The organism is Bradyrhizobium sp. USDA 327 (genome assembly GCF_041262065.1).
GTDB classification, from domain to species: domain Bacteria; phylum Pseudomonadota; class Alphaproteobacteria; order Rhizobiales; family Xanthobacteraceae; genus Bradyrhizobium; species Bradyrhizobium liaoningense.
In genome coordinates this window covers 6,905,258-6,926,582 of sequence record NZ_JBGCCW010000001.1, presented here as the reverse complement: position 1 = coordinate 6,926,582, position 21,325 = coordinate 6,905,258, and the positions used below count along the sequence as shown (strand labels likewise).

Genomic DNA, 21,325 nt, shown 5'->3' with positions numbered 1-21,325 from the left:
AGAGTATCTGGGCCCCGGCTCGGCAGCGCACCACTATCGTGTTGCGCTGCGTCGGGGGCACGAGAGAACGATGGCCTTACGCCACCGCTTCCTTGGCCTTTTCCGCGCGCTTGCGCTCGTTCGGGTCGAGGTGCTTCTTGCGCAGGCGGATCGACTTCGGGGTCACCTCGACGAGCTCGTCGTCTTCGATATAGGCGAGGGCCTTTTCCAGAGTCATGCGGATCGGCGGGGTCAGGCGCACCGCTTCGTCCTTCGAGGTCGTGCGGGATGTTGGTGAGCTGCTTGCCCTTGAGCACGTTGATCTCGAGATCGTTGTCGCGGGTGTGCTCGCCGACGATCATGCCTTTGTAGACCTTCCAGCCCGGCTCGATCATCATCGGGCCGCGGTCTTCCAGCTTGAACATGGCGTAGGCCACCGCCTCGCCCTGGTCGTTCGAGATCAGGACGCCGTTGCGGCGGCCCTGGATCTCGCCCTTGTAGGGGGCGTAGCCGTGGAACAGGCGGTTCATGATCGCGGTCCCGCGGGTGTCGGTGAGCAGCTCGCCCTGGTAGCCGATCAGGCCGCGGGTCGGCGCGTAGAACACCAGACGCAGGCGGTTGCCGCCGGACGGCTTCATCTCGATCAGCTCGGCCTTGCGCTCGCTCATCTTCTGCACGACGACGCCGGAATGCTCCTCGTCGACGTCGATCACGACCTCCTCGATCGGCTCCATGGTGGCGCCGGTGGCCTCGTCCTTCTGGAACACCACGCGCGGGCGCGACACCGAGAGCTCGAACCCTTCGCGGCGCATGGTCTCGATCAGGATCGCGAGCTGCAATTCGCCGCGGCCCGAGACTTCCATCGCGTCCTTGTCGGCAGCTTCGACCACACGCAGCGCGACGTTGCCCTCGGCTTCGCGCAACAGACGGTCGCGGATCATGCGGCTCGTCACCTTGTCACCTTCGGTGCCGGCGAGCGGGGAGTTGTTGACGATGAACGACATCGACACGGTCGGCGGATCGATCGGCTGCGCCGGCAACGGCATGTCGACGGTCGGGTCGCAGAAGGTGTCGGCGACGGTGCCCTTGGTCAGGCCCGCAATGGCGACGATGTCGCCGGCTTCGGCTTCATCGAGCGGCGTGCGCTCGAGGCCACGAAACGCCAGGATCTTGGTGATGCGTCCGGACTCCACCAGCTTGCCGTCGGCGTTCAGCACCTTGACCTGCTGGTTCGGCTTCAGCGTGCCGGAAGAGATGCGGCCGGTGATGATGCGGCCGAGATAGGGGTTGGCTTCGAGGATGGTGCCGATCATCCGGAACGGACCTTCCTCGACCTTCGGCGCCGCGACGTGGCGCAGGATCAGGTCGAACAGCGGCTCCATGCCCTTGTCCTTCGGACCCTCCGGGCTCTCGGCCATCCAGCCCTGCTTGGCCGACCCGTACAGGATCGGGAAGTCGAGCTGCTCCTCGCTGGCGTCGAGCGCCGCGAACAGGTCGAACACCTCGTTGATGACTTCGGTCGGGCGCGCGTCGGGGCGGTCGACCTTGTTGATGACGACGATCGGCTTCAGGCCGACCTTCAGCGCCTTGGAGACCACGAATTTGGTCTGCGGCAGCGGGCCTTCGGCGGCGTCGACCAGCACCAGGGCGCCATCCACCATGTTGAGGATGCGCTCGACCTCGCCGCCGAAATCGGCGTGGCCGGGGGTGTCGACGATGTTGACGCGGGTGTCCTTCCACTGCACCGAGGCCGCCTTGGCCAGGATGGTGATGCCGCGCTCGCGCTCCAGGTCGTTGGAGTCCATGGCGCGCTCGGTCACCTTCTGGTTCTCGCGGAACGTGCCGGATTGCTGGAGGAGACGGTCGACCAGGGTCGTCTTGCCGTGGTCGACGTGGGCGATGATGGCGACGTTACGAAGGTTCATGAGTGAGCTTCTTTGCGGTCGAACAATGGGTTAAGCGCGATCTCGCCGGTCGGACCGGGACCTCTTCTCGAAACAACGCTGAAAGACTGGAGACAGGGCGCTTTGCGCCCAAAAAGGAAGCCCGGTCATACCGGGCGCCCTGCGCGTTGCGGCGCAATATATGCAAAAACGGCCAAAAAACAATGTGTTCTTTGGCCCTTGGTTGACTGAATTTTGTCCGGGAATCTCCGGGGCTTAGGCGCCTGGACGGGCTTGACCGCGCCGCCCCTTGATGGCTGCCCAGATCAGGGCAACGCCGCCGATGCCGATGACGACCCCCAGAAAAACCAGCGGCGCGATGTCGGGCGCGATCCGGCCGTCCTCGAACACCGACATTCCGCCGAAGAGCAGCGCACAGACACCCGGCAGCAGCAGGATGATCCCGAAGATCGCCATGAGCGCGGTCAGGCAGCCGCTGCGCTTTTGCGTCGGCGGAGGCGGCGGCGGAACGGGAGGCGCGGGCGGCGGTGTGTCGCTGATGCTCATGCCTGCAAGGCTCCTTCGGTCGCCTGAGCGGCCAACCCGGCGCGGATGCCGTCGATCTGTCCGTTCCGATAGAACAAATTGTAGGTGTCGAACGGAATGATCGCGCCCTGCTCCGTCACGAAATGGATGCAGCTGCGCTTGACGTTGCCGACGCAGAAATTGAAGCGGTCGAGGAATTGCACGATGGTGACGCGGAAGACGTTTTCGTAAGTGAGGCCCTGTGGCACCTCGAAGCTCGGCAGGCAGCACAAGAGTTCGCAGACGCGCTTGGAAGTGTTGAGCGGGCCCGACGACAGCGAGAACAGATCGACGAATTTCTCCCGCAGCATCGGATATTTTTCCGGGCTGATGGTGTTGGGCATCACCGCAACCAGCTGCTCCTGCGGGATCAGTGAGGTCAGCGGCAGCACCTTCTCGCCGTTGCGCAGGCCGTAGCCGATCGAGATGCTTTCAGGGTTGCAGGGCAGCGGGATCATGTCCTTGTCGCCGAACACGCCGGTCTCGATCACGCGCCTGCGAATCTCCGACAGCATGATGCGGTCGGTGGCCTTGTCGAAATTCTCGTTGCGCCCGGCATCCTGCACCGGCTGCAGCGTGACGCCGCGCACGCACTTCCAAGTCAGCGCGTGGCGCACGATGTCGCCGATCTCGGCGTCGTTGACGCCGCGCTTGATGGTCGCGACCAGCGTGGTCGACACGCCATAATGCTCGAGATTTTCCAGCGCCTGCTGGCGGATTTTTCGCAAATCCGCGCCGCGCAGATCGATCAGCGCATCGCGCTGAAGCGAATCGAACTGGAGATAGACCTCCAGCCCGCGCTTGTTCTCTGCGAGCCGCGCCACAAAGTCCTTCTCGCGGGCGATGCGCAGGCCGTTGGTGTTGATCATGACATGGCGGATCGGGCGGGCGCGTACCGCGTCCAGGATCTCGAAAAAATCAGGATGCAATGTCGGCTCGCCACCGGAAATCTGCACGAGATCCGGCTCGCCTTCGCTCGCGACCAGCGCGTCGAGCATCTTCTCCACCGTCGGGAGCGGGGTGAATTTCGTCCGTGCCGGCGAGGATTCGGCGAAGCAGACAGGGCAGGTGAGGTTGCAGTGCTCGGTGATCTCGATCAGCGCCAGGCAGGAATGCTGCTCGTGGTCGGGACAGAGGCCGCAGTCATAGGGGCAGCCGAACTCGGTCCGGTGCTGGATTTGCAGCGGCCGGTCGCCCGGCTTGATGAAATCCTTGCACAGTCGCCAATAGGCCGCGTCCGTCGACACCAGCGTCGACTGAACGCCATGCTCCGTGCAGCGCTTTTCGTACCAGACTTCGTTGCCAAAAATCTGGATCTTGGTCGGCACCAGCTTCAGGCAGGTCTCGCAAAGGGATTGGGTCTGGCCCCAGAAGATGTAGGGACGCGACTTACGCAACGGCGCGTTCATGCAGGGATCTCGCTTTGGCCGCCGTCGCCAGCATGAATGCGGCGTAGAGCAGGATGGACAGCGACAGCAGGTGAAACAGCGTGAAAGGACCGACCAGCGTGCCGTAGGGCTTGAGGAATTCCCACAGGAAGCGCTGCGCTCCATAATAGGCGAGAACGAGGTAGAAACCATTGGTGATCGCAAAGGCGTTTCGGTTCAAGGCCGCCACGACATAGAGGATCGCGAAGACCGCCATGGCTGCGCTCTCGTAGAGCTGCACGGGATGGCGAAGGACGCCGTCGCCGAAATCATGGCCGAAAGGCAGCGCCGTCGGCGTGCCGTAGGTGAAGTCTTCGAGGCCCGCGAAGTAGCATCCGAGGCGGCCGATCGCGATGCCGAGCGCCAGCGGCAGCGCAAACCGGGCTCCAGTTCGTATCGCGATCCCTGCGGACCATTTGTAGAGCTCGATCGCCACGATGCCGCCGGCCAGCGCGCCCTCGACCGAGCGCGCAATGCCGCTCTGACCCGAAAGCCACAGATTGGCAGAGCCGAACAGATAGGCGCCAATGCCGGCGCCGAACACCAGCGCAGCGATATAGGGCAGCTCGAAGGATTGCGCCGGAAACTGCAAGCCCTGTCGCGCCAGCCAGTAGACGGCCGCTGCGGCCGCCAGCCACGCCGCGATGTCGAAGAGAGTGTGAAGGAAAGCCCCGCTCATGCGGGGAAGAGTATAGCACGATCACGCTCCAAACAGCGCGCCGCGCATTTTCGTGCTCTCTCCTTTGCGGGGGGGAGAAGGAAAGAGACCCGGTCGCTATCCGGCCTCCCGCTCCTCGGTTGGATAGACGCCGCGCAGCACCTCCTCGAAATGCATCTTCACGGCATCATTGCACAGGCAGGCGCGCAGCTTCAGGCCATCGCGGCTGAGAACCAGGATCGAACCGCGCCTTGTGTCGAGTATCCGCTCCGCCTTGAATGACTGAAGCACGCGGCTGGCATAGCTGCGCCCGACCCCGAGCAGCGTCGCGAGCTGTTCGTGGGTCAGCGGCACACTGGTCTCGTCACCGGTCCGCTCCATCGCCGCCAAAATCCATTTGGCGGTACGCTGTTCAATCGAATGGATCGCGTTGCAGGCGGTCGACTGGAAGATCTGGGCCAGCATGCAATCGGCATAGCGGGCAAAGATGTTGCGCAGCGACGCCGAGCGCAGCTTGGCCGCTTCCAGCTTGGCAACGTGAACGCGCGCAAACGGTCCGCCGAATTTCACGCAGATCCGGGTATAGGCCGGCAGGAATCCCTCGCTGACGATGCCGCCCACCGCGCCTTCGCGGCCGACCAGAATGGTTTCGACGTCGCGGCCGTCCTCGTTGGGGACGAGGAAGGTCGCGAGCGACGGCCCGCAGGGGAAGTGGACGACCTGCACGTCATCGCCGGGATTGTAGAGCAATTGGCCCGCTGCGGAGTCTTCGACAGTCACGTGCGGCGCAAGCAGCCCGTAGTCGGCCTGGCTCAAGCGCCGCAGCAGATTGTTGGCCGGCCGGCTCTCGACCTCGGTGACCTTGCCGATACGCGCATCCATCGTGAAACTCCCGTCCGTCCTCCCACCTTAGCGAGTTCCGTGCATCCCCTGTGTGCACAAGTGGACAGACTGAACAACGATGATGTGGTGAGTTTCGTTCCGGGAACCCTCCGATGCGCTACGCGCAGGCATCGTGTCGCGGCAGTCCTGATCCCAAAACCCCAACGCAAGATGCGATCATGGCACCCGCACTTTCCAACGGCTCAGGCTGGCCGGCCGATGTTCTGATCGTCGAGGACGATCCGATCATCGCAATCGATTTCGAGGACCGTCTGCTCGGATTTGGCGTGACCGGCGTGCGGACCGTCGGTTCGGTGACGCTGGCGCTGGACGCCATTGCGAAGCGCACGCCCGACTTCGCGCTGCTCGATGTCGAGCTGATCCGCGAGACCAGCTTTGCGATCGCCGAGCGGCTGACCGCGCTGAAGGTTCCGTTCGTTTTCGTCACCGGCTATGGCGCCGAGGCGCGCATTCCGCCCGCATTGGCGGGCCGGCCGCGGCTGCAGAAACCGTGTTCGAGCGATGCGCTGGAAGCGGCGCTCAAGCTACGCGTCGTTGGCTAAAGCGCGATGAAGCAAGTTTCGACGGGCCTGTCCGTCGTCCCTTTGGGAGAGGTGAACCGGGCCCTGGAGCGCGCATTGATTCAACCAAATCCATCCTGATTTAGCCATCAGCTTTGCTTCGGGTCGAGCGTGGTCGACCACAGCGCCACGTCGGCGCGGTCGCGCAGGGTCACCGTCATTTGACCCGAGGCGCCGTCGATCTTGACGTGACCGAAGAACTGCATGCCCGCTGACGGCGGCAGGTTCTGGCTCTCCTTGCCCGGTGCCTTGACGAAGCGAACCTCGGGGCCAAAGGTGTTGTCGAGCGCGTTCGGACCGAACGTACCGGCGTGCAGCGGACCCGACACGAATTCCCAGAACGGCTCGAACTCCTGGAATTGCGCCTTGTTCGGATCGTAATAATGCGCGGCGGCGTAATGCACGTCCGCGGTCAGCCATACCGTGTTGGTGATCGGCGCCATCTTGATGAAGCGGAGGATGTCGGCGATCTCGAACTCGCGACCACGCACCGGACCGTCGCCCTGTGCAATGGCTTCCGAGCCACCCTTCGGCGTGTCCGAGACGATCAGGCTGATCGGCATGTCCGACGCGATCACCTTCCATGTCGCGCGCGAATTCAAGAGACCGCGCTTGAGCCAGGCGATCTGGTCCGGCCCGAGGAAGTAGCTGGCGGGGCCGTAAGCGGTCTCGAGATTGGGCCCGTTCGGGCCACGATAGCTGCGCTCGTCGAGCACGAACACGTCGAGATGCGGGCCGTAGGCGATCTGGCGATAGACCCGGCCGGGCTCCACGATGCTTTCCCGCATCGGATACATCTCGTGGAAGGCGCGCCCCGCGCGGGCCGCGAGCAGCGAGATGTCCCTCACCTTGTAGGCGGCCGGCAACTCCTTCGACAGCGACCAGTTGTTGGTCACCTCGTGGTCGTCCCACTGCACGAAGATCGGCACTTCGGCATTGAAGGCTCGGAGGTTCTCGTCGGTGAGATTGTATTTGTGCGCGGCGCGGTACTCGTCCAGCGTCTCCGCGACCTTGGCCTTCTCCGGGATCGTGACGTTCTTCCAGACCTTGCCATCGGGGAGCTTCACCTCGGACTGGATGGGACCGTCGGCATAGATCGTGTCGCCGGAGTGCAGGAAGAAATCCGGCCGGTGCTTGCGCATCGCCGAAAAGGTGAACATGCCGCCGTCATCGGGATTGATGCCCCAGCCCTGGCCGGCGACGTCGCCACCCCAGACGAAGCTGACGTCGCGGCGGTCGGCCGGCGCGGTGCGGAAGCGGCCGACCACCGGCTCGCCCCCGACCGCGCTGTGGGAGAGATCGCGGAAGCGGACGCGGTAAAAGATGTCCTGGCCGCCCGGCAAATTCTCCAGCAGCATTTTTGCCGTGAAGTCGCTCTCGGGCAGCGCCGCGATCGGCGGCAGCGCACGGGCATCCCTGAACGTATCAGTCGTCGCCACCTCGACCAGCATCTGTGCCGGCCGGTCGGTACGCGCCCACACCACACCGCCATCGACCGTGACGTCGCCAGACTGCACGCCATGAGTGACCGCCGGACGATCGGCCGCGCGCGAGAGATACGGCATTGCCATCGTGCCGAGCGCACCGGCGCTGGTGGCGAGGAAGCGGCGGCGGGAGAATTTGATGTTCATGAAGATGGCTCGCTGTGTTGCGCGCATCTCGCGCTGTCATTCCGGAGCGCGCGAAGCGCGAATCCGGAATCTCGAGATTCCCCGGTGCGCAATTGCGCACCTGTGGTCTGGTCCTTCGGACCATCCCGGAATGACAGTGGGAGCTATATCGAGACAATGTGACGCAGCCATTACGCAGGCAAGCGCCTACGCGTTGCCGGCGGCCCTGAACTGCGCGCCGGCGCGCTGCAGGTTCTGCGGCAAGCTCATCAGCAACGCCTTGCGGTCGGCGACCGCAGAGTGGAACTGGTCGAGTGCGATGTTGAAGGCGGTGAGCGCGCCTTCCTCGATCGCGCCGTGATCGTAGCAGCGCAGCGTATCGCGCAGGATGTCGTCAGCCTCGGTCTGCATCTGGTCGAGCTCTTCGGCCGTCTCGCATTTGCGCGCAGCGGCGATCATGTCGAGCAGGCGCTCGCGCTGATGATTGTTGCTGTCGCGCTCGTCCTTCTTCAGGTACCCGGCGAACCAGGCGCCGATCGAGCCCATGGCGGAAAGCGCCATCAGGCTCCACCAGATGTAATCGCTGTATTTGTCGAGGAAGGTCTTTTCCTCGCCGTCGACGAAGGCGGCCGCACCCGGATGCACCGGGATCACCGCATCCTTGTCGGTATCAGGCGTTTCGATCTTCGCCGCGAGCGGGAATTCCGTGACCAGTTGCTGGCGCACGGCGAAGAGCTGGCGCGTGAACGCCGCAATGGTGGTTTCGGCCACGCCTTTCCGCGCCACGATGTGGTGCGAAAAGCTGATGGTCTTCACCTCGTCCTCCGGGCGAGCAGGCGAGCCACCATAGGTGCCGGCGGGGATCTCGGACGCTTCGTAGACCGGATGGTTTTGCGCGATCGCATCCGCCGAATCGATCGCGAGGAAGGTGGGCGCGCCGAAATCCTTGGTGGAGGCGGCGATCGCATCCGACGTGATCTTGCTGTTGACGGGGCCGGCCGCGAGATAGACGTCGGCCTTCTGCGACTTGATCGCCTCGGCGGCTTCGTTCGCCGGGAATTGCACGATCTCGACCTTGGCGGGATCGATGCCGTACTGCTGGAGGATCACCTTGAGCAGATTGACGTTGGCCTGCGTGCGGCCGACGACGCCGACGCGATGGCCGGCGAGCTGTGCGATCTTGGTGATCTTCGGGCCCCGCTTCTTGCCTTTGGCCGGCACGGACCACAGCACCACGACGTTCTTGCGCAGGGTCGCGACCGCTTGCGCGTTCTTGGGCACGTCGACGTCGCCGCGCACGATGGCGAGATCGACCTTGCCTTCCGCGAGCGCGTCGGCGCTGGCCGTGGCGCCGTCGGTCTGGAACGGCCGCAGCCGTACCTGACCCTTGGTCTGGGTGAAGGCCTGCGTCAGCGCCTGCACGACCTTGATGTCATCGCTGTTGGCAGGGCCGACCGCGATCTTGAGCGTCACCGGACGCATCGCGAAGTAATAGCCGCCGGCGAGCGCGCCGACGATCGCAAGCACGAGTGCCAGAGACACGAGCGCCGTCTTCCGCGCCGCGGATCGCGGCGAAGGCGGAGGGGGCGCTTCGGCCAGGTCCAATCCCCCGGTCATCGATCTCCCAAACAGGCGCTTCAGGCTCAGTTTCATCTTGGCCGGCGATTTACCGCCGGTATTGTAGCAAATTTCTTGTCCGGCGGGGTTACATCTCCGTCATGGTTAGCGGATGCAGGAAATCCCGTATGAACCCGGGGCGCCGGCGCGGTGTTAGAGTAAAGTTCCCCCAAAAAGACGGAGACGACCATGGCAGAACGGCTCTCGGCGGACGAGCGCAGGCAGGCGCTGGGCGGACTCCCGGGCTGGAGTGAGGTCCAAGGCCGCGACGCCATCGGGAAGATCTTTGTCTTCAGGGATTTCAACGAGGCGTTCGGCTTCATGACCCGCGCCGCGCTGGTCGCCGAGAAGATGGATCACCACCCCGAATGGCGCAACGTCTACAAGACGGTGGAGGTGGTGCTGTCGACCCACGACGCCGGCGGCGTCACCACGCGCGACATCGCGCTGGCCAAGGCGATGAATACCATCGCAGGCTGACATCGAGCTGACGTCTTGCAGGGATCGGCCGCATCCCCATCTTGTGATCAGCCGGGACGGGACGACCCTCCGCCTCCGGCAGAACGGGGAGTTTTTGAGCATGGCTGCCGAGCATAGCGTCGGCTTCGAGCCGGCCGATCGGCTCGCGGAAGATCGCGAAAGCGTGCGCCGTCGCTTCTGGCGCAAGCTGAAGCGTGTCGCCGCGCACCTGCCGTTCGCGGAAGACCTGCTTGCCGCCTATTACTGCGCGTTCGACCGGCAGACGCCGCGCCACGTCCAGGCCTCGTTGCTCGGGGCGATCGCCTACTTCATCCTGCCGCTCGACTTCGTCGCGGACGTGATGCCGATCCTCGGCTTCGCCGATGACGCCGCTGTGCTCGCCACTGCCATCCGCATGGTCGCCAGCCACATCACGAACGAGCATCGCGAGGCCGCCCGTGCCGCGCTGAAGCGCGGGGTGGAGGAGGCGGAAGAAGAAGCGGAAGCTTAGGCGCGCTCACCGCGAGCGCGCAGTCATTCCCCGCGACCCGGCTACGCCAAGGCTTCGCCGGGGTTGAGGTCCAGGGGCGCCGAAGCTTTAGCGAAGGCGGCAAGCGGGAATCCAGCACGCCGCGGCATCTCGGTTCAGTCACTGACGTCACGGAGTACTGGATCGCCCGCCTTCGCGGGCGATGACAGTGAGTGTGTGGCGTGCAGGTCGCGACAAACGCGCTTCCGCCACAACATCCTCACGGATGCAGGATCACCTTGCCCATCGCCTGACGTCCCGCGAGCACCTTCAGCGCGTCCGCGGTCTGGGCCAGCGGGAAGATGCGATCGACATGCGATGAGATCTTGCCCTCCGCCGTCCACTTCACGAGCTTTTCCAGATTGGCGCGGTTCTTGGCCGGGTTGAGTCGGGTCCAGGCGCCCCAGAACACGCCGCGGATGTCGCAGCCTTTCAGCAGCGCGAGGTTCAGCGGCATCTTGGGGATGTCGCCGGCGGCAAAGCCGATGACGAGGAAGCGGCCTTCCCATGCGATCGAGCGCAGCGCCTGCTCGGCGTAAGCACCACCAACCGGATCGAAGATGATGTCGACGCCCTTGCCGCCGGTGAGCTTGCGCAGGCCTTCCTTCAGATCTTCCTTGGCGTAGTTCAGCGTCAGCTCGGCACCATGCGCTTTCGCGAATTCCAGCTTCTCGTCCGACGAGGCGCAGGCGATCACCTTCAGGCCCATCAGCTTGCCGAGCTCGCAGGCGGCGAGGCCGGTGCCGCCGGCCGCGCCGAGCACCGCGAGCGTCTCGCCGGGCTTCGGGCTCGCGCGATCTTCCAGCGCATGCAGCGCGGTGCCGTAGATGATGATGATGCCGGCCGCGCGGTCGTAGTCGAGATTGTCGGGGATCTTCACGATCGATGCCGCAGGCAGCGCGATCTTCTCGCGCGCGCCGTTGTGGCCGCAGGAGGCGACGACGCGGTCGCCGACTTTCAGATCGGTCACGCCCGGGCCGATGCTCTCGATCACGCCGGCGACTTCCGCAGCCGGCGAGAACGGGAACGGCGGCTTGATCTGGTACTTGCCCTGAATCATCAGGATGTCGAAGAAGTTCAGCGCCGCCGCCTTGATCGCGATCACGGCTTCGCCGGGACCCGCCACCGGATCCGGCACCTCGGCCAGAACGAGATCGTCGGGCTGGCAATATTGCGAGCAGAGGATGGCTTTCATGGCAGCACCTGAGGCATTTCGAGTGGAATTATAGTTGGCCCGTTTCTGCCGGATTTAGTGCGGCCCGACAATCCGGATTCTTTGCTGGACGCAATGTTCGGCCTATCCTCGCCATTGCGAGCCACCGGGGCCGCGCTGCGCGCGGACCCGGTGGCTCGCAATGACTGAGTGTGTGGCAACAGCGAGGATTCAAACGATGTTTGAAACGGGCCTGCTCAAGAACAAGCGCATCCTCGTCACCGGCGGTGGCTCGGGTCTTGGCGCGGCGATGGGCCGTCGCTTCCTCGCGCTCGGTGCAGAGATCGTGATTTGCGGCCGCAAGCTCGACCGGCTGGAAGCAACGGCGCGCGAGATGCGCGAGCAGACGGGTGGCAAGGTCACGACGATCACCTGCGATATTCGCGACGGCGCGGCCGTCGACAGCATGATGGATCAGATCTGGCGCGAGGCGCCGCTCGACATCCTCGTCAACAATGCCGCCGCGACCTTCATCGCACAGAGCGAGCATCTCTCCTTCCGCGCCGCGGATGCGATCCTGGCGCCGACGCTGCATGGCGCGATGTATTGCACGCTCGCCGCCGGCAGGCGCTGGATCGCCGGCAAGCATGGCGGCGTCGTGCTGTCGATCCTCTCGACCTCCACCATCACCGGCCGCGCCTTCACGGTTCCGTCGGCGATGGCGAAGTCCGCCCTGCTGGCGATGACCAAGAGCCTTGCGGTGGAGTGGGGCCCGAAGGGCATCCGCACCGTCGCGATCGCGCCCGGTCCGTTTCCGACCGCCGGGGCGTCCGGGCAGCTCCGCCCCGAGGGCCGCGACGAAGGCTGGACCGCGCGCAACCCGCTGGGGCGGACCGGCGAGCATAGCGAGCTTGCCGATCTCGCCAGCTTCCTGGTCTCCGACCGTGCCGGCTACATCAATGGCGAGATGGTGGCGATCGACGGCGGCGCGCATTTGCGCAGTTCCGGCGCCGAGGATTTGCTTGGCTGGACCGAGGCGCAATGGGCCGAGCAACGCGCCGCGCGATCAAGGGCCTAGCCGCAGCCGATACAGCTAACTGCCTTCCCAAATTGGACTTTCCCGGCTATCCCTGCCCGGGGACAAAGCGCAGTCGGGCCATCTTCCAGTCACAATATTGAGGGAACCACTCCGAGCATGTGGCGGGTGCTGATTTTAGCTTTGATGACTGGCGTCATGGCCGGGGGAATCGCCGATTCCGCGCGGGCGCAGACGGCGCAACCTGCGCCCAAGTCTGCTCCAAAAGAGTCTGCTCCAAAAGAGTCTGCTCCAAAAGAGGCGACCCCGAAGCCGGCGGCGTTGCCGGCCCATACGACCGCAAAGGGGGCTTCGAAGCCCGAGAGCAAACCGGCGGCCTCGCCCGCGGGAGTTGCGGGTGGCGCTGAGCCGACCTTGATCGGGCAGTTCGGCACCTGGGGGGCATATGCGGCCACGCCCAATGGCAAGAAGGTCTGCTTCGCGCTGGCCAAGCCTTCGTCGTCGAAGACCAATCCGCCGAACCGGCCGCGTGATCCCGCCTATGCGTTCGTCTCGACCCGGCCGGCGGAGAAGGTCAACAACGAAGTCTCGGTCATGATCGGCTACGCGCTGAAGCCGGGCTCGGAATCGACCGTCGAGGTCGGCGGCGCCTCCTTCGCGATGTACACGCAGGGAGACGGCCTCTGGATCAAGAACGCGGCCGAGGAGGAGCGGATGGTCGAAGCCATGCGCAAATCCGCCGACCTCGTGGTCAAGGGCGTCTCGGCCAAGGGCACGGAGACGACCGACACCTTCTCGCTGAAGGGCCTCGCCCAGGCGCTCGACAAGATCGCCCAGGACTGCAAGCGGTAAGGCTAGGCAACGGCCACGGTCGCAATCGGCAGTTCCGGTTGCTATATAGAGGCGGTTCCACAATTTCGGTCGTCATGGCCGGGCTTGACCCGGCCATCCACGCGCAACCGCGATTGACGAAAGACGTGGATGCCCGGGTCAAGCCCGGGCATGACGAATTCAAACAGCAGTAATCCCAGGTCCTTTCGATGCAACCGACGACCGAGCCGCACAACGCAACCCTGGTGGAGAAGACTCCGCTCGAAACCTATGTACCGCCGGCAAAACCGTCGCTGATCGGCTTGTCGCGCACCGAGCTTGCCGATCGCCTCGGCGAGATCGGCGTCGCTCCGGCCCAGCGCAAGATGCGCGTGCAGCAGCTGTGGCACTGGATCTATTTCCGCGGCGCCCAGAGCTTCGAGGAGATGACCTCGATCTCCAAGGGCATTCGCGCCGATCTCGCACAGCATTTCACGGTCGACCGGCCCGAGGTCGTGGCCGAGCAAATCTCCAACGATGGCACCCGCAAATGGCTGCTGCGGCTGCCGAGCGGCGACAATGTCCAGAAGGCGCATGAAGTCGAATGCGTCTACATCCCCGAGACCGACCGCGGCACGCTGTGCGTCTCCTCGCAGGTCGGCTGCACGCTGAACTGTTCCTTCTGCCACACCGGCACGCAGCGCCTGGTGCGCAATCTCACCGCCGGCGAGATCGTCGGACAGGTGATGGTCGCGCGCGATCGCCTGAACGACTGGGCCGATCGCGAGGACGGCACGCGCCGCGTCACCAACATCGTGATGATGGGCATGGGCGAGCCGCTCTACAATTTTGACGCGGTGCGCGATGCGCTGCTCATCGTCGGCGACAATGAAGGCATCGGCATCTCCCGCCGCCGCATCACCCTGTCCACCTCCGGCGTGGTGCCGAACATCGTGCGCGCCGGCGAGGAGATCGGCGTCATGCTCGCGATCTCGCTGCATGCGGTGCGCGACGAGCTGCGCAACGAGCTGGTGCCGCTCAACCGGAAATATCCGATCAAGGAGCTGCTGCAGGCCTGCCGCGACTATCCCGGCGCCTCGAACGCGCGCCGCATTACCTTCGAATATGTGATGCTCAAGGGCGTCAACGATTCGCTCGAGGATGCGAAACTGCTGGTGAAGATGCTCAAGGGCATTCCCGCCAAGATCAACCTGATTCCGTTCAATCCCTGGCCCGGCACCGCCTATGAATGCTCAGACTGGGACCAGATCGAGAAGTTCTCCGAATACATTTTCAACGCCGGCTATTCCTCGCCGGTGCGCACCCCGCGGGGCCGCGACATCCTCGCCGCCTGCGGCCAGCTCAAGTCGGAGACCGAAAAGCTCAGCGCACGCGAGCGCCAGGCGCTCCGCGCCATGGCGATGACGGATTGAGAATGGCGACTGTCTCCACGCGCGTCGTGGCCGGGTCAAGCCCGGGCATGACGACCAGGGGCCTGGTGCCGCTGCCGGTCACCAATTCGTTTGCGTCATGTCCCTGATCGGCCGCCTCGTCGTCATCTTCATCGGCTTCCTCGCCGCCTGCTTCGTCGGCGGCATGATCGTCGTCGTTGCGCTGTTGTTTCCGGAATTCTCCGATCTCGGCGCCGGCCCCGTCGATCAGGGCACGATCGACATCCTGCTCGGCTTCGGTTTTATCTTCGTCTCCGGTTTCGCCCTTGTGCCGGCGGCGGTGATCGTCGCGATCACCGAGGCGCTCTACATCCGCAGCGCGCTCGCCTACGCCGTCGGCGGCGGCGTCGTGGGGCTCGCCTGCTATCTCGGTCTCGTTCCCTTCCACGCTGACACCTTCCAGTTCGAGGGCATCGTGCGCCGTCACCTGGAGATCATGACCGGCGCCGGCATCGTTGCCGGCGTGGTCTACTGGCTGATCGCCGGCCGCAACGCCGGCGCCTGGCGCAATCCGCCGCCCGCGCGTCGACCGCCTCCGCCGTTGCCGTCATAGTCGCGACCGGACGCGCGATGAGTCACGCCGATTCCAGGGTTTTCATCTCCGCACCACTCCGCTAAACCGCGCGCCATGAACCGGACTGGACTTTTCATCGCCCTGGCGCTGTGGCTCGTGATCGGCGTCGTCTTCGGCCTCTATCCCGAGCTCGATCTCAAGCTCGCTGCGCTGTTCTTCGATCCCGCCACGAAGACATTCCCGCTCAAGCTGAACGGCTGGGCCGGCTTCGCGCGTGACGCGGCGATGTGGATCGCCTGGGCGTTCGCGCTGCCGTCGATCGTCACGCTCGTGGTCAAGATGGTCCGGCCCGACCGGCCGCTGATGGTGCCGGGGCGCACCGTCATCTTTCTGCTGGTGACGCTGACCATGTCGGCCGGCATTCTGACCAACCTGACGTTCAAGACCTATTGGGGCCGTCCGCGTCCGGTAGTGGTGACCGAGTTTGCCGGCGATCAGCAGTTCGTGCCGTGGTGGGATCCGCGGGGCGGCTGCGGGCGCAACTGCTCGTTCTTCTCCGGCGAAGGGGCGACGGCCTTCTGGACGCTGGCGGCCGGCCGCGCTGGCCCCGCCCGCGTGGCGGCCGCTCGCCTATGCCGCCGCCGTGGTGTTCGGCGCCTTGACCAGCGGGCTGCGCATGGCCTTCGGCGGCCACTTCTTCACCGACGTTTCCATCGCCGGCCTCGTCACCTTCGTCGTGATCTGGTTCGCTTACGCGCTGATCTACCGCTGGCCGCGGACGCGGTTTTCGGATGAGGCGGTCGATGCCGCCCTGACCCGGCTGAGCATGCCCGGCTACCGGCTCCGCCAGCGCCTGTTCGGCCGCAAGACCGGTCCCGAGCCGTCGGTTTAAGCGATTATAATGGGTGCCGAGCCCTGCGAAATTTGATATTCGCGCGGTCAAGTTCGCACCTTCACCAGCCCTTGAGACCCGATTGGAAGCCCCATGACCACGATCCTGAAAAGCCTGCCCAAGGGCGAGAAAGTCGGCATCGCGTTTTCGGGCGGCCTCGACACTAGCGCGGCGCTGCTCTGGATGAAGCAGAAGGGCGCGCGCTGCTACGCCTACACCGCCAATCTCGGCCAGCCTGACGAGGCCGACTACAACGAGATCCCGCGCAAGGCGATGGAGTTCGGTGCCGAGAAGGCGCGCCTGGTCGATTGCCGCACGCAGCTGGTCCATGAGGGCATCGCCGCGATCCAGTCCGGCGCCTTCCACATCTCCACCGGCGGCATCACCTATTTCAACACCACGCCTCTGGGGCGCGCGGTGACCGGCACCATGCTGGTTGCGGCGATGAAGGAAGACGGCGTCAACATCTGGGGCGACGGCTCGACCTTCAAGGGCAACGACATCGAGCGCTTCTACCGCTACGGCCTGCTGACCAATCCCGGCCTGAAGATCTACAAGCCCTGGCTCGACCAGCAGTTCATCGACGAGCTCGGCGGCCGCGCCGAGATGTCGGCGTTCATGACCGCGCAGGGCTTTGCCTACAAGATGAGCGCCGAGAAGGCGTACTCGACCGACAGCAACCTGCTCGGCGCCACGCACGAGGCCAAGGATCTCGAGAGCCTCGACAGCGGCATCAAGATCGTCAACCCCATCATGGGCGTGCCGTTCTGGCGCGACGACTGCAACGTCAAGGCCGAGAAGGTCGTGGTGCGTTTCGAGGAAGGCCAGCCCACGGCGCTGAACGGCCAGACCTTCTCCGATCCCGTCGCGCTGTTCCTCGAAGCCAACGTGATCGGCGGCCGCCACGGCCTCGGCATGAGCGACCAGATCGAGAACCGCATCATCGAGGCCAAGAGCCGCGGCATCTACGAGGCGCCCGGCATGGCGCTCCTCCACATCGCCTATGAGCGCCTCGTCACCGGCATCCACAACGAGGACACTATCGAGCAGTACCGCATCAGCGGCATACGTCTCGGCCGGCTGCTCTATCAGGGCCGCTGGTTCGACTCGCAGGCCCTGATGCTGCGCGAGACCGCGCAGCGCTGGGTCGCGCGCGCCGTCACCGGCGAAGTCACGCTCGAGCTGCGCCGCGGCAACGACTATTCGATTCTCAACACCGAGAGCCCCAACCTCACCTATGCGCCGGAGCGGCTCAGCATGGAGAAGGTGGAGGACGCCGCCTTCACGCCGGCCGACCGCATCGGGCAGCTCACCATGCGCAACCTCGACATCGCCGACACCCGCACCAAGCTGAAGCTCTACAGCGACACCGGCCTGCTCTCGGGCAGCGAAGGCTCGCAGATCTTCCGCCTGGAGAGCGACAAGGGGTGAGGCACGCTGTGCGTGCTGTGCAGCACTGAGCGAGCTGTCTTCGCGGTGCAAGCGCCCTCCCCCTTGGGGACGAAGCGCTCATTCGCTGCGACTAAGGTTGTGGTGGAAAATATCTCTCGTGTATGTTGTGCTTTAGCGTATATTGATCGCGAGCTACTTCACATGCCGGATATTGGACGACTGATTTGCGGTGAGCCTCTTGCTGAGGGTCGCGCGAAGGTCGCGCTTCAGCAGCTAACTCAATCGGTTGAAGCGTTCGCTTCCAGAGCGATAAGAATTCTTACCGAGGAAGATTCCGATGAAGCGACGGCACTAGGCCCTTTCTTTGCCCGGGTTTTGCTAGAGAATTCATGCGCCGCACTAGTCGGCCGTCTCGACCCGTTTCGAATATTGTATCTTAGTGAATTTCAAGGCCAGCCCGAATACGAGCACGGTAGGCGAGCCAGATCTGCATTCTCGTGGTTTGGTGATGTGATACCTGCCGAAGAAAAAAATTCGGAGCTGTGGAATCTTGACCATGAGGCGTCAAAGATTGGGCGTGCACTTTTTTCGAAGCACATCGATCATGTTTGTTGGCAGCCGGCCGTTGAAAGCATGTTGGACTTCGTGTCTGCTCATGGATCAGATCCTCTTCTCAGAGATATCCTCTCGCTAGGATCAGAAACTTACGTCAAGCAAACTAAAGGGCAGAGTCAGCAGTTGTAACTTCCATTGCCATTGAAGATGTACGCGGTGCGGCCGCGCCGGCGTGCAGTGACGCAGGCCCGCGCCGTCACCGGCGACACCGAGAGCCCCAACCTCACCTATGCGCCGGAGCGGCTCAGCATGGAGAAGGTGGAGGACGCCGCCTTCACGCCGGCCGACCGCATCGGGCAGCTCACCATGCGCGCAACCTCGACATCGCCGACACCCGCACCAAGCTGAAGCTCTACAGCGACACCGGCCTGCTCTCGGGCAGCGAAGGCTCGCAGATCTTCCGCCTGGAGAGCGACAAGGGCTGAGCCTTCCGCGAGCCCGGATTGCGCTTCGCTCGATCCGGGTCCAGCGAATTTAATGACGGTGTCATTCTCGAACGCTACGCTTCCCGTTCCTGTCGGAAACCGGATTGCGGAGCATCGAGCATGGTCAGGGGATCGGCACTCGCCTCTTTCATCGTCCTCTGTTGGGCATCATCCCTGTCGGCGCAGACGATCTATCCGATCGATCGTGCCGAGATCCTGGCCGGAGCCAAATTCGACTTCAAGGTCGAGCTCCCCGGGCCGGTCGATCGATCCCGCCAGGTTGAAGGTGACGGTGAACGGGGCGGATTATGCGACCGCGTTCGGCCGTGCCGGAACCTTCATCGAGCGCGAGGACGGCAAGGATCAGTCGGCCCTGATCCTGCGCGACGTCACGCTGACCAGGCCAGGCAACGTCGTCGTCGACGTGAGCGACGGCGTGGGCCAGCACAGCGTCACATGGACGGTCTACGACACAGGGCCGCGCAAGGCGAAGAACGTCATCCTCTTCATCGGCGACGGCATGTCGCCGGCGCACCGTGTCGCAGCCCGAATCCTGTCCAAGGGCATTTCGGAGGGCAAGAGCCGCGGCAAGCTCGCCATCGACGACATGCCTCACATGGCGCTGGTGGCAACCGCCGGCTCGGATTCGATCGTCACCGATTCCGCGAACGCGGCCAGTGCCTATGCGACCGGGCACAAGAGCGCCGTCAACGCCCTTGGCGTCTATGCGGACCGCACCGCAAGCCCGTTCGACGATCCCCGGGTCGAGACCATCACGAGCCTCGCCAAGAGGCGGCACGGCATGGCGATCGGTGTCGTCACCAACACCGAGATCGAAGACGCGACGCCGGCGGCGATGGTTGCGCACACGCGCCGCCGTGCCGCCTACGACGAGATCGTCGAGCAGTTCTTTGCGGCGAAGCCGGATGTCCTGATGGGCGGCGGCAGCGCGAATTTTCTGCCGAAGTCGGCCTCCGGCTCGAAACGCAAGGACGAGACCGACTACATCGCCAGGTTCCGCGATGCAGGCTATCAGGTGGCGACCACCGCGAGCGAGCTCGGCGCTCTCTCGGCAAAGCCCGAGACGGCCAGGCTGCTCGGCCTGTTCGCCACCGGCAACATGGACGGTGTGCTCGACCGCAAATTCCTGAAGGGTGGCGGCGTCAAGAAATTTCCTGAGCAGCCCGACCTGACCGAGCAGGTGCAGGCAGCGCTGCAACTGCTGTCGCGGAATGAGGCCGGCTTCTTCCTGATGGTCGAATCCGGAATGATCGACAAATATGCACATCTGCTCGACATGGAGCGGGCCGTCTACGACACGATCATGCTCGACAATGCGGTGCGTCAGACGCGAGAATGGGCGCGGGCGCGCGGCGACGACACCCTCATCCTGGTGCTGGCGGACCACAATCATCCCAACAGCCTCGTCGGCACGGTGAATGACGACATGGCCACCGTGCCCAACGTTCCCTTGCGCGAGCGCGTCGGCGTCTACGATCGGGCTGGATTTCCCAACTATCCGGCTCCTGACGCGGAAGGTTATCCGGCGCGCATCGACGTGAGCCGCCGGCTGGCCATTTTCTCCGCCAGTCTGCCGGATCACTACGAGACGTTCCGTCCGAAGCTGGACAATCCCAACGAGCCGACCGTCAAGGCCGACGCCGACGGGACCTTCAAGGCCAACGACAAATACAAGGACGTTCCGGGCGCGGTGCTGCGCCCCGGTAATCTTTCGGCGATGATCGGCGCCAGCGTGCATTCGGGCGAGGACGTCATCCTGACCGCGACCGGACCGGGCAGCGAGCGCGTGCACGGCTCGATGGACAATACCGACGTGTTTCGTGTCATGGCCGACGCGTTGGGATTGGCTGCGGGGCAATGATACAGCGGTTCGATTGCGAACCGCGGCCCGGTTGCACTTCTCCCGCAAACGGGCGCAGCAAGTCGGTCCGGCCCTGGCTCGCTCACATCACATGCATTTCACGATGAGGGGGGCGGCGCGAAGACCAGTTTCACACAGCTGCGGAAGAGCAGGATCTGCCGCTCAAGCCGCTTCGGATCGTTGAGTGTCTTCGACATGATGATCGCGCCGTCGACCACGCACGAGATCATCTCTGCGAGATCGTCGAGGTCCACCGGCTCGCGAGGCGGATAGACTGCGGCGATGCCGTCGAAAATCTCGCGGAAGTGCGCATTCCAGCTCCGGACCGATTGCGCGGTCAGATCACGGACCTCGCGGTCGAACAGGCGCTCCTGATAGCAGATGCTGGCGATCAGGCACCCGGGATGGCCGTTGGGCAGATCGGCCATGACCTCGGCCAGCAGCTTCAGCGAGATCAGGAATGATTGCAGCGGATCGTCCGAGAGCTCACGCCCTCGCTGGAAGATCTCCTCGAACAGGCGATCGTTCGTCTCCACATAGCGGCGCAGCATCTCCCGCGCGAGCGCGTTCTTGTCCCTGAAGTGATAGAAGAATCCGCTCTTGGTCAGTCCGGCCTCGGCGATGACCTCTTCGATCGAGGTCGCGCCGAAGCCCTTTGCGAGCACCGCCGCTTCCGCGATCTCGAGAATGCGTTCGCGCGTCGCTTCGCCCTTTCCCATCGATCCCTCCAAAACCGTACCAACGGTGTGGAATCCGCCGCGTGCGAAATCCGCGCCGCTCCCGGCGCTCCGCGTAAGTCTCTGATTTTGTATCTGTTTGGAGGTGGAGGTTCAGCCGCACCATCAGACTTCTAGAGCGGCGCGACATTATGCGGCACCACTTGCGCGAGACCGAAGGCGCCGCGCCGCGACCGAAGTGGAGCGCCTGGCGCCAAGCGAAGGAGCG

General features: G+C 64.3%; 16 protein-coding genes and 5 pseudogenes. 12 read left to right on the top strand and 9 right to left on the bottom strand.

Annotation, left to right across the window (positions count from 1 at the left end; genetic code table 11):
• Positions 1–76 precede the first annotated feature (76 nt).
• The 5 genes and pseudogenes from typA to ABIA42_RS32725 form a co-directional block, all read right to left on the bottom strand.
• Positions 77–1,904, bottom strand: a pseudogene (gene typA / locus ABIA42_RS32745) (translational GTPase TypA).
• Positions 1,905–2,138: 234 nt separating this feature from the next.
• Positions 2,139–2,429, bottom strand: a complete 291-nt coding sequence (locus tag ABIA42_RS32740; RefSeq protein ID WP_370117386.1) for a hypothetical protein — start codon at positions 2,427–2,429, stop codon at positions 2,139–2,141.
• Positions 2,426–3,856 carry a radical SAM protein gene (locus tag ABIA42_RS32735; protein ID WP_370117389.1) on the bottom strand — a complete coding sequence of 477 codons (1,431 nt, stop codon included), beginning with the start codon at positions 3,854–3,856 and terminating at the stop codon, positions 2,426–2,428. The genes ABIA42_RS32740 and ABIA42_RS32735 overlap by 4 nt, the downstream gene beginning before the upstream one ends.
• A complete protein-coding gene (locus ABIA42_RS32730; protein WP_370117392.1) occupies positions 3,837–4,553 on the bottom strand; it encodes a prolipoprotein diacylglyceryl transferase in 717 nt (238 codons plus the stop codon). Before ABIA42_RS32730 ends, ABIA42_RS32735 begins: the two co-directional genes overlap by 20 nt.
• 96 nt (positions 4,554–4,649) lie before the next feature.
• Entirely contained in the window at positions 4,650–5,414 is a 765-nt protein-coding gene (locus ABIA42_RS32725; RefSeq protein ID WP_028180009.1) for a Crp/Fnr family transcriptional regulator, read from the bottom strand.
• 179 nt (positions 5,415–5,593) lie between these two features.
• Here ABIA42_RS32725 and ABIA42_RS32720 point away from each other — a divergent pair, with 179 nt between their 5' ends.
• Entirely contained in the window at positions 5,594–5,977 is a 384-nt protein-coding gene (locus ABIA42_RS32720) for a response regulator (RefSeq protein WP_370117396.1), read from the top strand.
• A gap of 107 nt (positions 5,978–6,084) precedes the next feature.
• Here the strand turns inward: ABIA42_RS32720 and ABIA42_RS32715 are convergent, their stop codons facing one another.
• Both ABIA42_RS32715 and ABIA42_RS32710 read right to left on the bottom strand, forming a co-directional pair.
• Positions 6,085–7,626, bottom strand: a complete 1,542-nt coding sequence (locus ABIA42_RS32715) for an alkaline phosphatase (RefSeq protein WP_370117399.1) — start codon at positions 7,624–7,626, stop codon at positions 6,085–6,087.
• Positions 7,627–7,812: 186 nt separating this feature from the next.
• On the bottom strand, positions 7,813–9,258 hold the full coding sequence (locus ABIA42_RS32710) for a TAXI family TRAP transporter solute-binding subunit (RefSeq protein ID WP_370117402.1): 1,446 nt from the start codon (positions 9,256–9,258) through the stop codon (positions 7,813–7,815).
• Between the two features lie 150 nt (positions 9,259–9,408).
• On the opposite strand from ABIA42_RS32710, the pseudogene ABIA42_RS32705 reads away from it, so the two are divergent.
• Together ABIA42_RS32705 and ABIA42_RS32700 are read left to right on the top strand one after the other, a co-directional pair.
• Positions 9,409–9,702, top strand: a pseudogene (locus ABIA42_RS32705) (4a-hydroxytetrahydrobiopterin dehydratase); the annotation flags it as partial.
• A 100-nt stretch (positions 9,703–9,802) separates the two neighbouring features.
• Positions 9,803–10,192: a YkvA family protein gene (locus ABIA42_RS32700; RefSeq protein ID WP_271528956.1), complete on the top strand. Its 390-nt coding sequence runs from the start codon at positions 9,803–9,805 to the stop codon at positions 10,190–10,192.
• A gap of 238 nt (positions 10,193–10,430) precedes the next feature.
• On the opposite strand, the gene ABIA42_RS32695 is transcribed toward ABIA42_RS32700, so the two are convergent.
• Positions 10,431–11,405, bottom strand: coding sequence for an NADPH:quinone oxidoreductase family protein (locus tag ABIA42_RS32695; RefSeq protein WP_028180003.1), 975 nt, complete (start codon positions 11,403–11,405; stop codon positions 10,431–10,433).
• Positions 11,406–11,601: 196 nt separating this feature from the next.
• Between ABIA42_RS32695 and ABIA42_RS32690 the strand changes: the two genes are divergently transcribed.
• The 9 genes and pseudogenes from ABIA42_RS32690 to ABIA42_RS32650 all read left to right on the top strand — a co-directional run bounded on the left by ABIA42_RS32690 (position 11,602) and on the right by ABIA42_RS32650 (position 20,380).
• Positions 11,602–12,441 carry an SDR family oxidoreductase gene (locus ABIA42_RS32690; protein WP_271528958.1) on the top strand — a complete coding sequence of 280 codons (840 nt, stop codon included), beginning with the start codon at positions 11,602–11,604 and terminating at the stop codon, positions 12,439–12,441.
• A 117-nt stretch (positions 12,442–12,558) separates the two neighbouring features.
• On the top strand, positions 12,559–13,251 hold the full coding sequence (locus tag ABIA42_RS32685) for an invasion associated locus B family protein (RefSeq protein WP_370117405.1): 693 nt from the start codon (positions 12,559–12,561) through the stop codon (positions 13,249–13,251).
• Between the two features lie 188 nt (positions 13,252–13,439).
• A complete protein-coding gene (rlmN, locus tag ABIA42_RS32680; protein ID WP_370117408.1) occupies positions 13,440–14,642 on the top strand; it encodes a 23S rRNA (adenine(2503)-C(2))-methyltransferase RlmN in 1,203 nt (400 codons plus the stop codon).
• Between the two features lie 97 nt (positions 14,643–14,739).
• Complete coding sequence (locus ABIA42_RS32675) at positions 14,740–15,213, top strand: hypothetical protein (protein ID WP_370117411.1); 474 nt, start codon at positions 14,740–14,742, stop codon at positions 15,211–15,213.
• 75 nt (positions 15,214–15,288) lie between these two features.
• Positions 15,289–16,066, top strand: a pseudogene (locus ABIA42_RS32670) (phosphatase PAP2 family protein).
• A 93-nt stretch (positions 16,067–16,159) separates the two neighbouring features.
• Positions 16,160–17,497 (top strand): argininosuccinate synthase, encoded by a 1,338-nt coding sequence (gene argG, locus ABIA42_RS32665; protein ID WP_370117417.1) that lies wholly within the window; start codon positions 16,160–16,162, stop codon positions 17,495–17,497.
• A gap of 162 nt (positions 17,498–17,659) precedes the next feature.
• The gene (locus ABIA42_RS32660) at positions 17,660–18,202 is read left to right on the top strand and encodes a hypothetical protein (RefSeq protein WP_370117420.1); all 543 of its coding nucleotides are present in this window, start codon (positions 17,660–17,662) and stop codon (positions 18,200–18,202) included.
• A gap of 75 nt (positions 18,203–18,277) precedes the next feature.
• Positions 18,278–18,498: pseudogene (locus tag ABIA42_RS32655) on the top strand (argininosuccinate synthase); the annotation flags it as partial.
• A gap of 120 nt (positions 18,499–18,618) precedes the next feature.
• Positions 18,619–20,380: pseudogene (locus ABIA42_RS32650) on the top strand (alkaline phosphatase).
• Positions 20,381–20,478: 98 nt separating this feature from the next.
• On the opposite strand, the gene ABIA42_RS32645 reads toward ABIA42_RS32650, so the two are convergent.
• Positions 20,479–21,099, bottom strand: coding sequence for a TetR/AcrR family transcriptional regulator (locus ABIA42_RS32645; protein WP_370117426.1), 621 nt, complete (start codon positions 21,097–21,099; stop codon positions 20,479–20,481).
• Positions 21,100–21,325: the final 226 nt, after the last annotated feature.

What these genes read in the sequence shown, in the direction of transcription:
- ABIA42_RS32740 (WP_370117386.1), bottom strand. Translation starts at nt 2,429, where the DNA reads ATGAGCATCAGCGACACACCGCCGCCCGCGCCTCCCGTTCCGCCGCCG.
- ABIA42_RS32730 (WP_370117392.1), bottom strand. Translation starts at nt 4,553, where the DNA reads ATGAGCGGGGCTTTCCTTCACACTCTCTTCGACATCGCGGCGTGGCTG.
- ABIA42_RS32700 (WP_271528956.1), top strand. Translation starts at nt 9,803, where the DNA reads ATGGCTGCCGAGCATAGCGTCGGCTTCGAGCCGGCCGATCGGCTCGCG.
- ABIA42_RS32685 (WP_370117405.1), top strand. Translation starts at nt 12,559, where the DNA reads ATGTGGCGGGTGCTGATTTTAGCTTTGATGACTGGCGTCATGGCCGGG.
- argG (WP_370117417.1), top strand. Translation starts at nt 16,160, where the DNA reads ATGACCACGATCCTGAAAAGCCTGCCCAAGGGCGAGAAAGTCGGCATC.
- ABIA42_RS32695 (WP_028180003.1), bottom strand. Translation starts at nt 11,405, where the DNA reads ATGAAAGCCATCCTCTGCTCGCAATATTGCCAGCCCGACGATCTCGTT.
- rlmN (WP_370117408.1), top strand. Translation starts at nt 13,440, where the DNA reads ATGCAACCGACGACCGAGCCGCACAACGCAACCCTGGTGGAGAAGACT.
- ABIA42_RS32710 (WP_370117402.1), bottom strand. Translation starts at nt 9,258, where the DNA reads ATGAAACTGAGCCTGAAGCGCCTGTTTGGGAGATCGATGACCGGGGGA.
- ABIA42_RS32725 (WP_028180009.1), bottom strand. Translation starts at nt 5,414, where the DNA reads ATGGATGCGCGTATCGGCAAGGTCACCGAGGTCGAGAGCCGGCCGGCC.
- ABIA42_RS32675 (WP_370117411.1), top strand. Translation starts at nt 14,740, where the DNA reads ATGTCCCTGATCGGCCGCCTCGTCGTCATCTTCATCGGCTTCCTCGCC.
- ABIA42_RS32720 (WP_370117396.1), top strand. Translation starts at nt 5,594, where the DNA reads ATGGCACCCGCACTTTCCAACGGCTCAGGCTGGCCGGCCGATGTTCTG.
- ABIA42_RS32735 (WP_370117389.1), bottom strand. Translation starts at nt 3,856, where the DNA reads ATGAACGCGCCGTTGCGTAAGTCGCGTCCCTACATCTTCTGGGGCCAG.
- ABIA42_RS32660 (WP_370117420.1), top strand. Translation starts at nt 17,660, where the DNA reads ATGCCGGATATTGGACGACTGATTTGCGGTGAGCCTCTTGCTGAGGGT.
- ABIA42_RS32645 (WP_370117426.1), bottom strand. Translation starts at nt 21,099, where the DNA reads ATGGGAAAGGGCGAAGCGACGCGCGAACGCATTCTCGAGATCGCGGAA.
- ABIA42_RS32690 (WP_271528958.1), top strand. Translation starts at nt 11,602, where the DNA reads ATGTTTGAAACGGGCCTGCTCAAGAACAAGCGCATCCTCGTCACCGGC.
- ABIA42_RS32715 (WP_370117399.1), bottom strand. Translation starts at nt 7,626, where the DNA reads ATGAACATCAAATTCTCCCGCCGCCGCTTCCTCGCCACCAGCGCCGGT.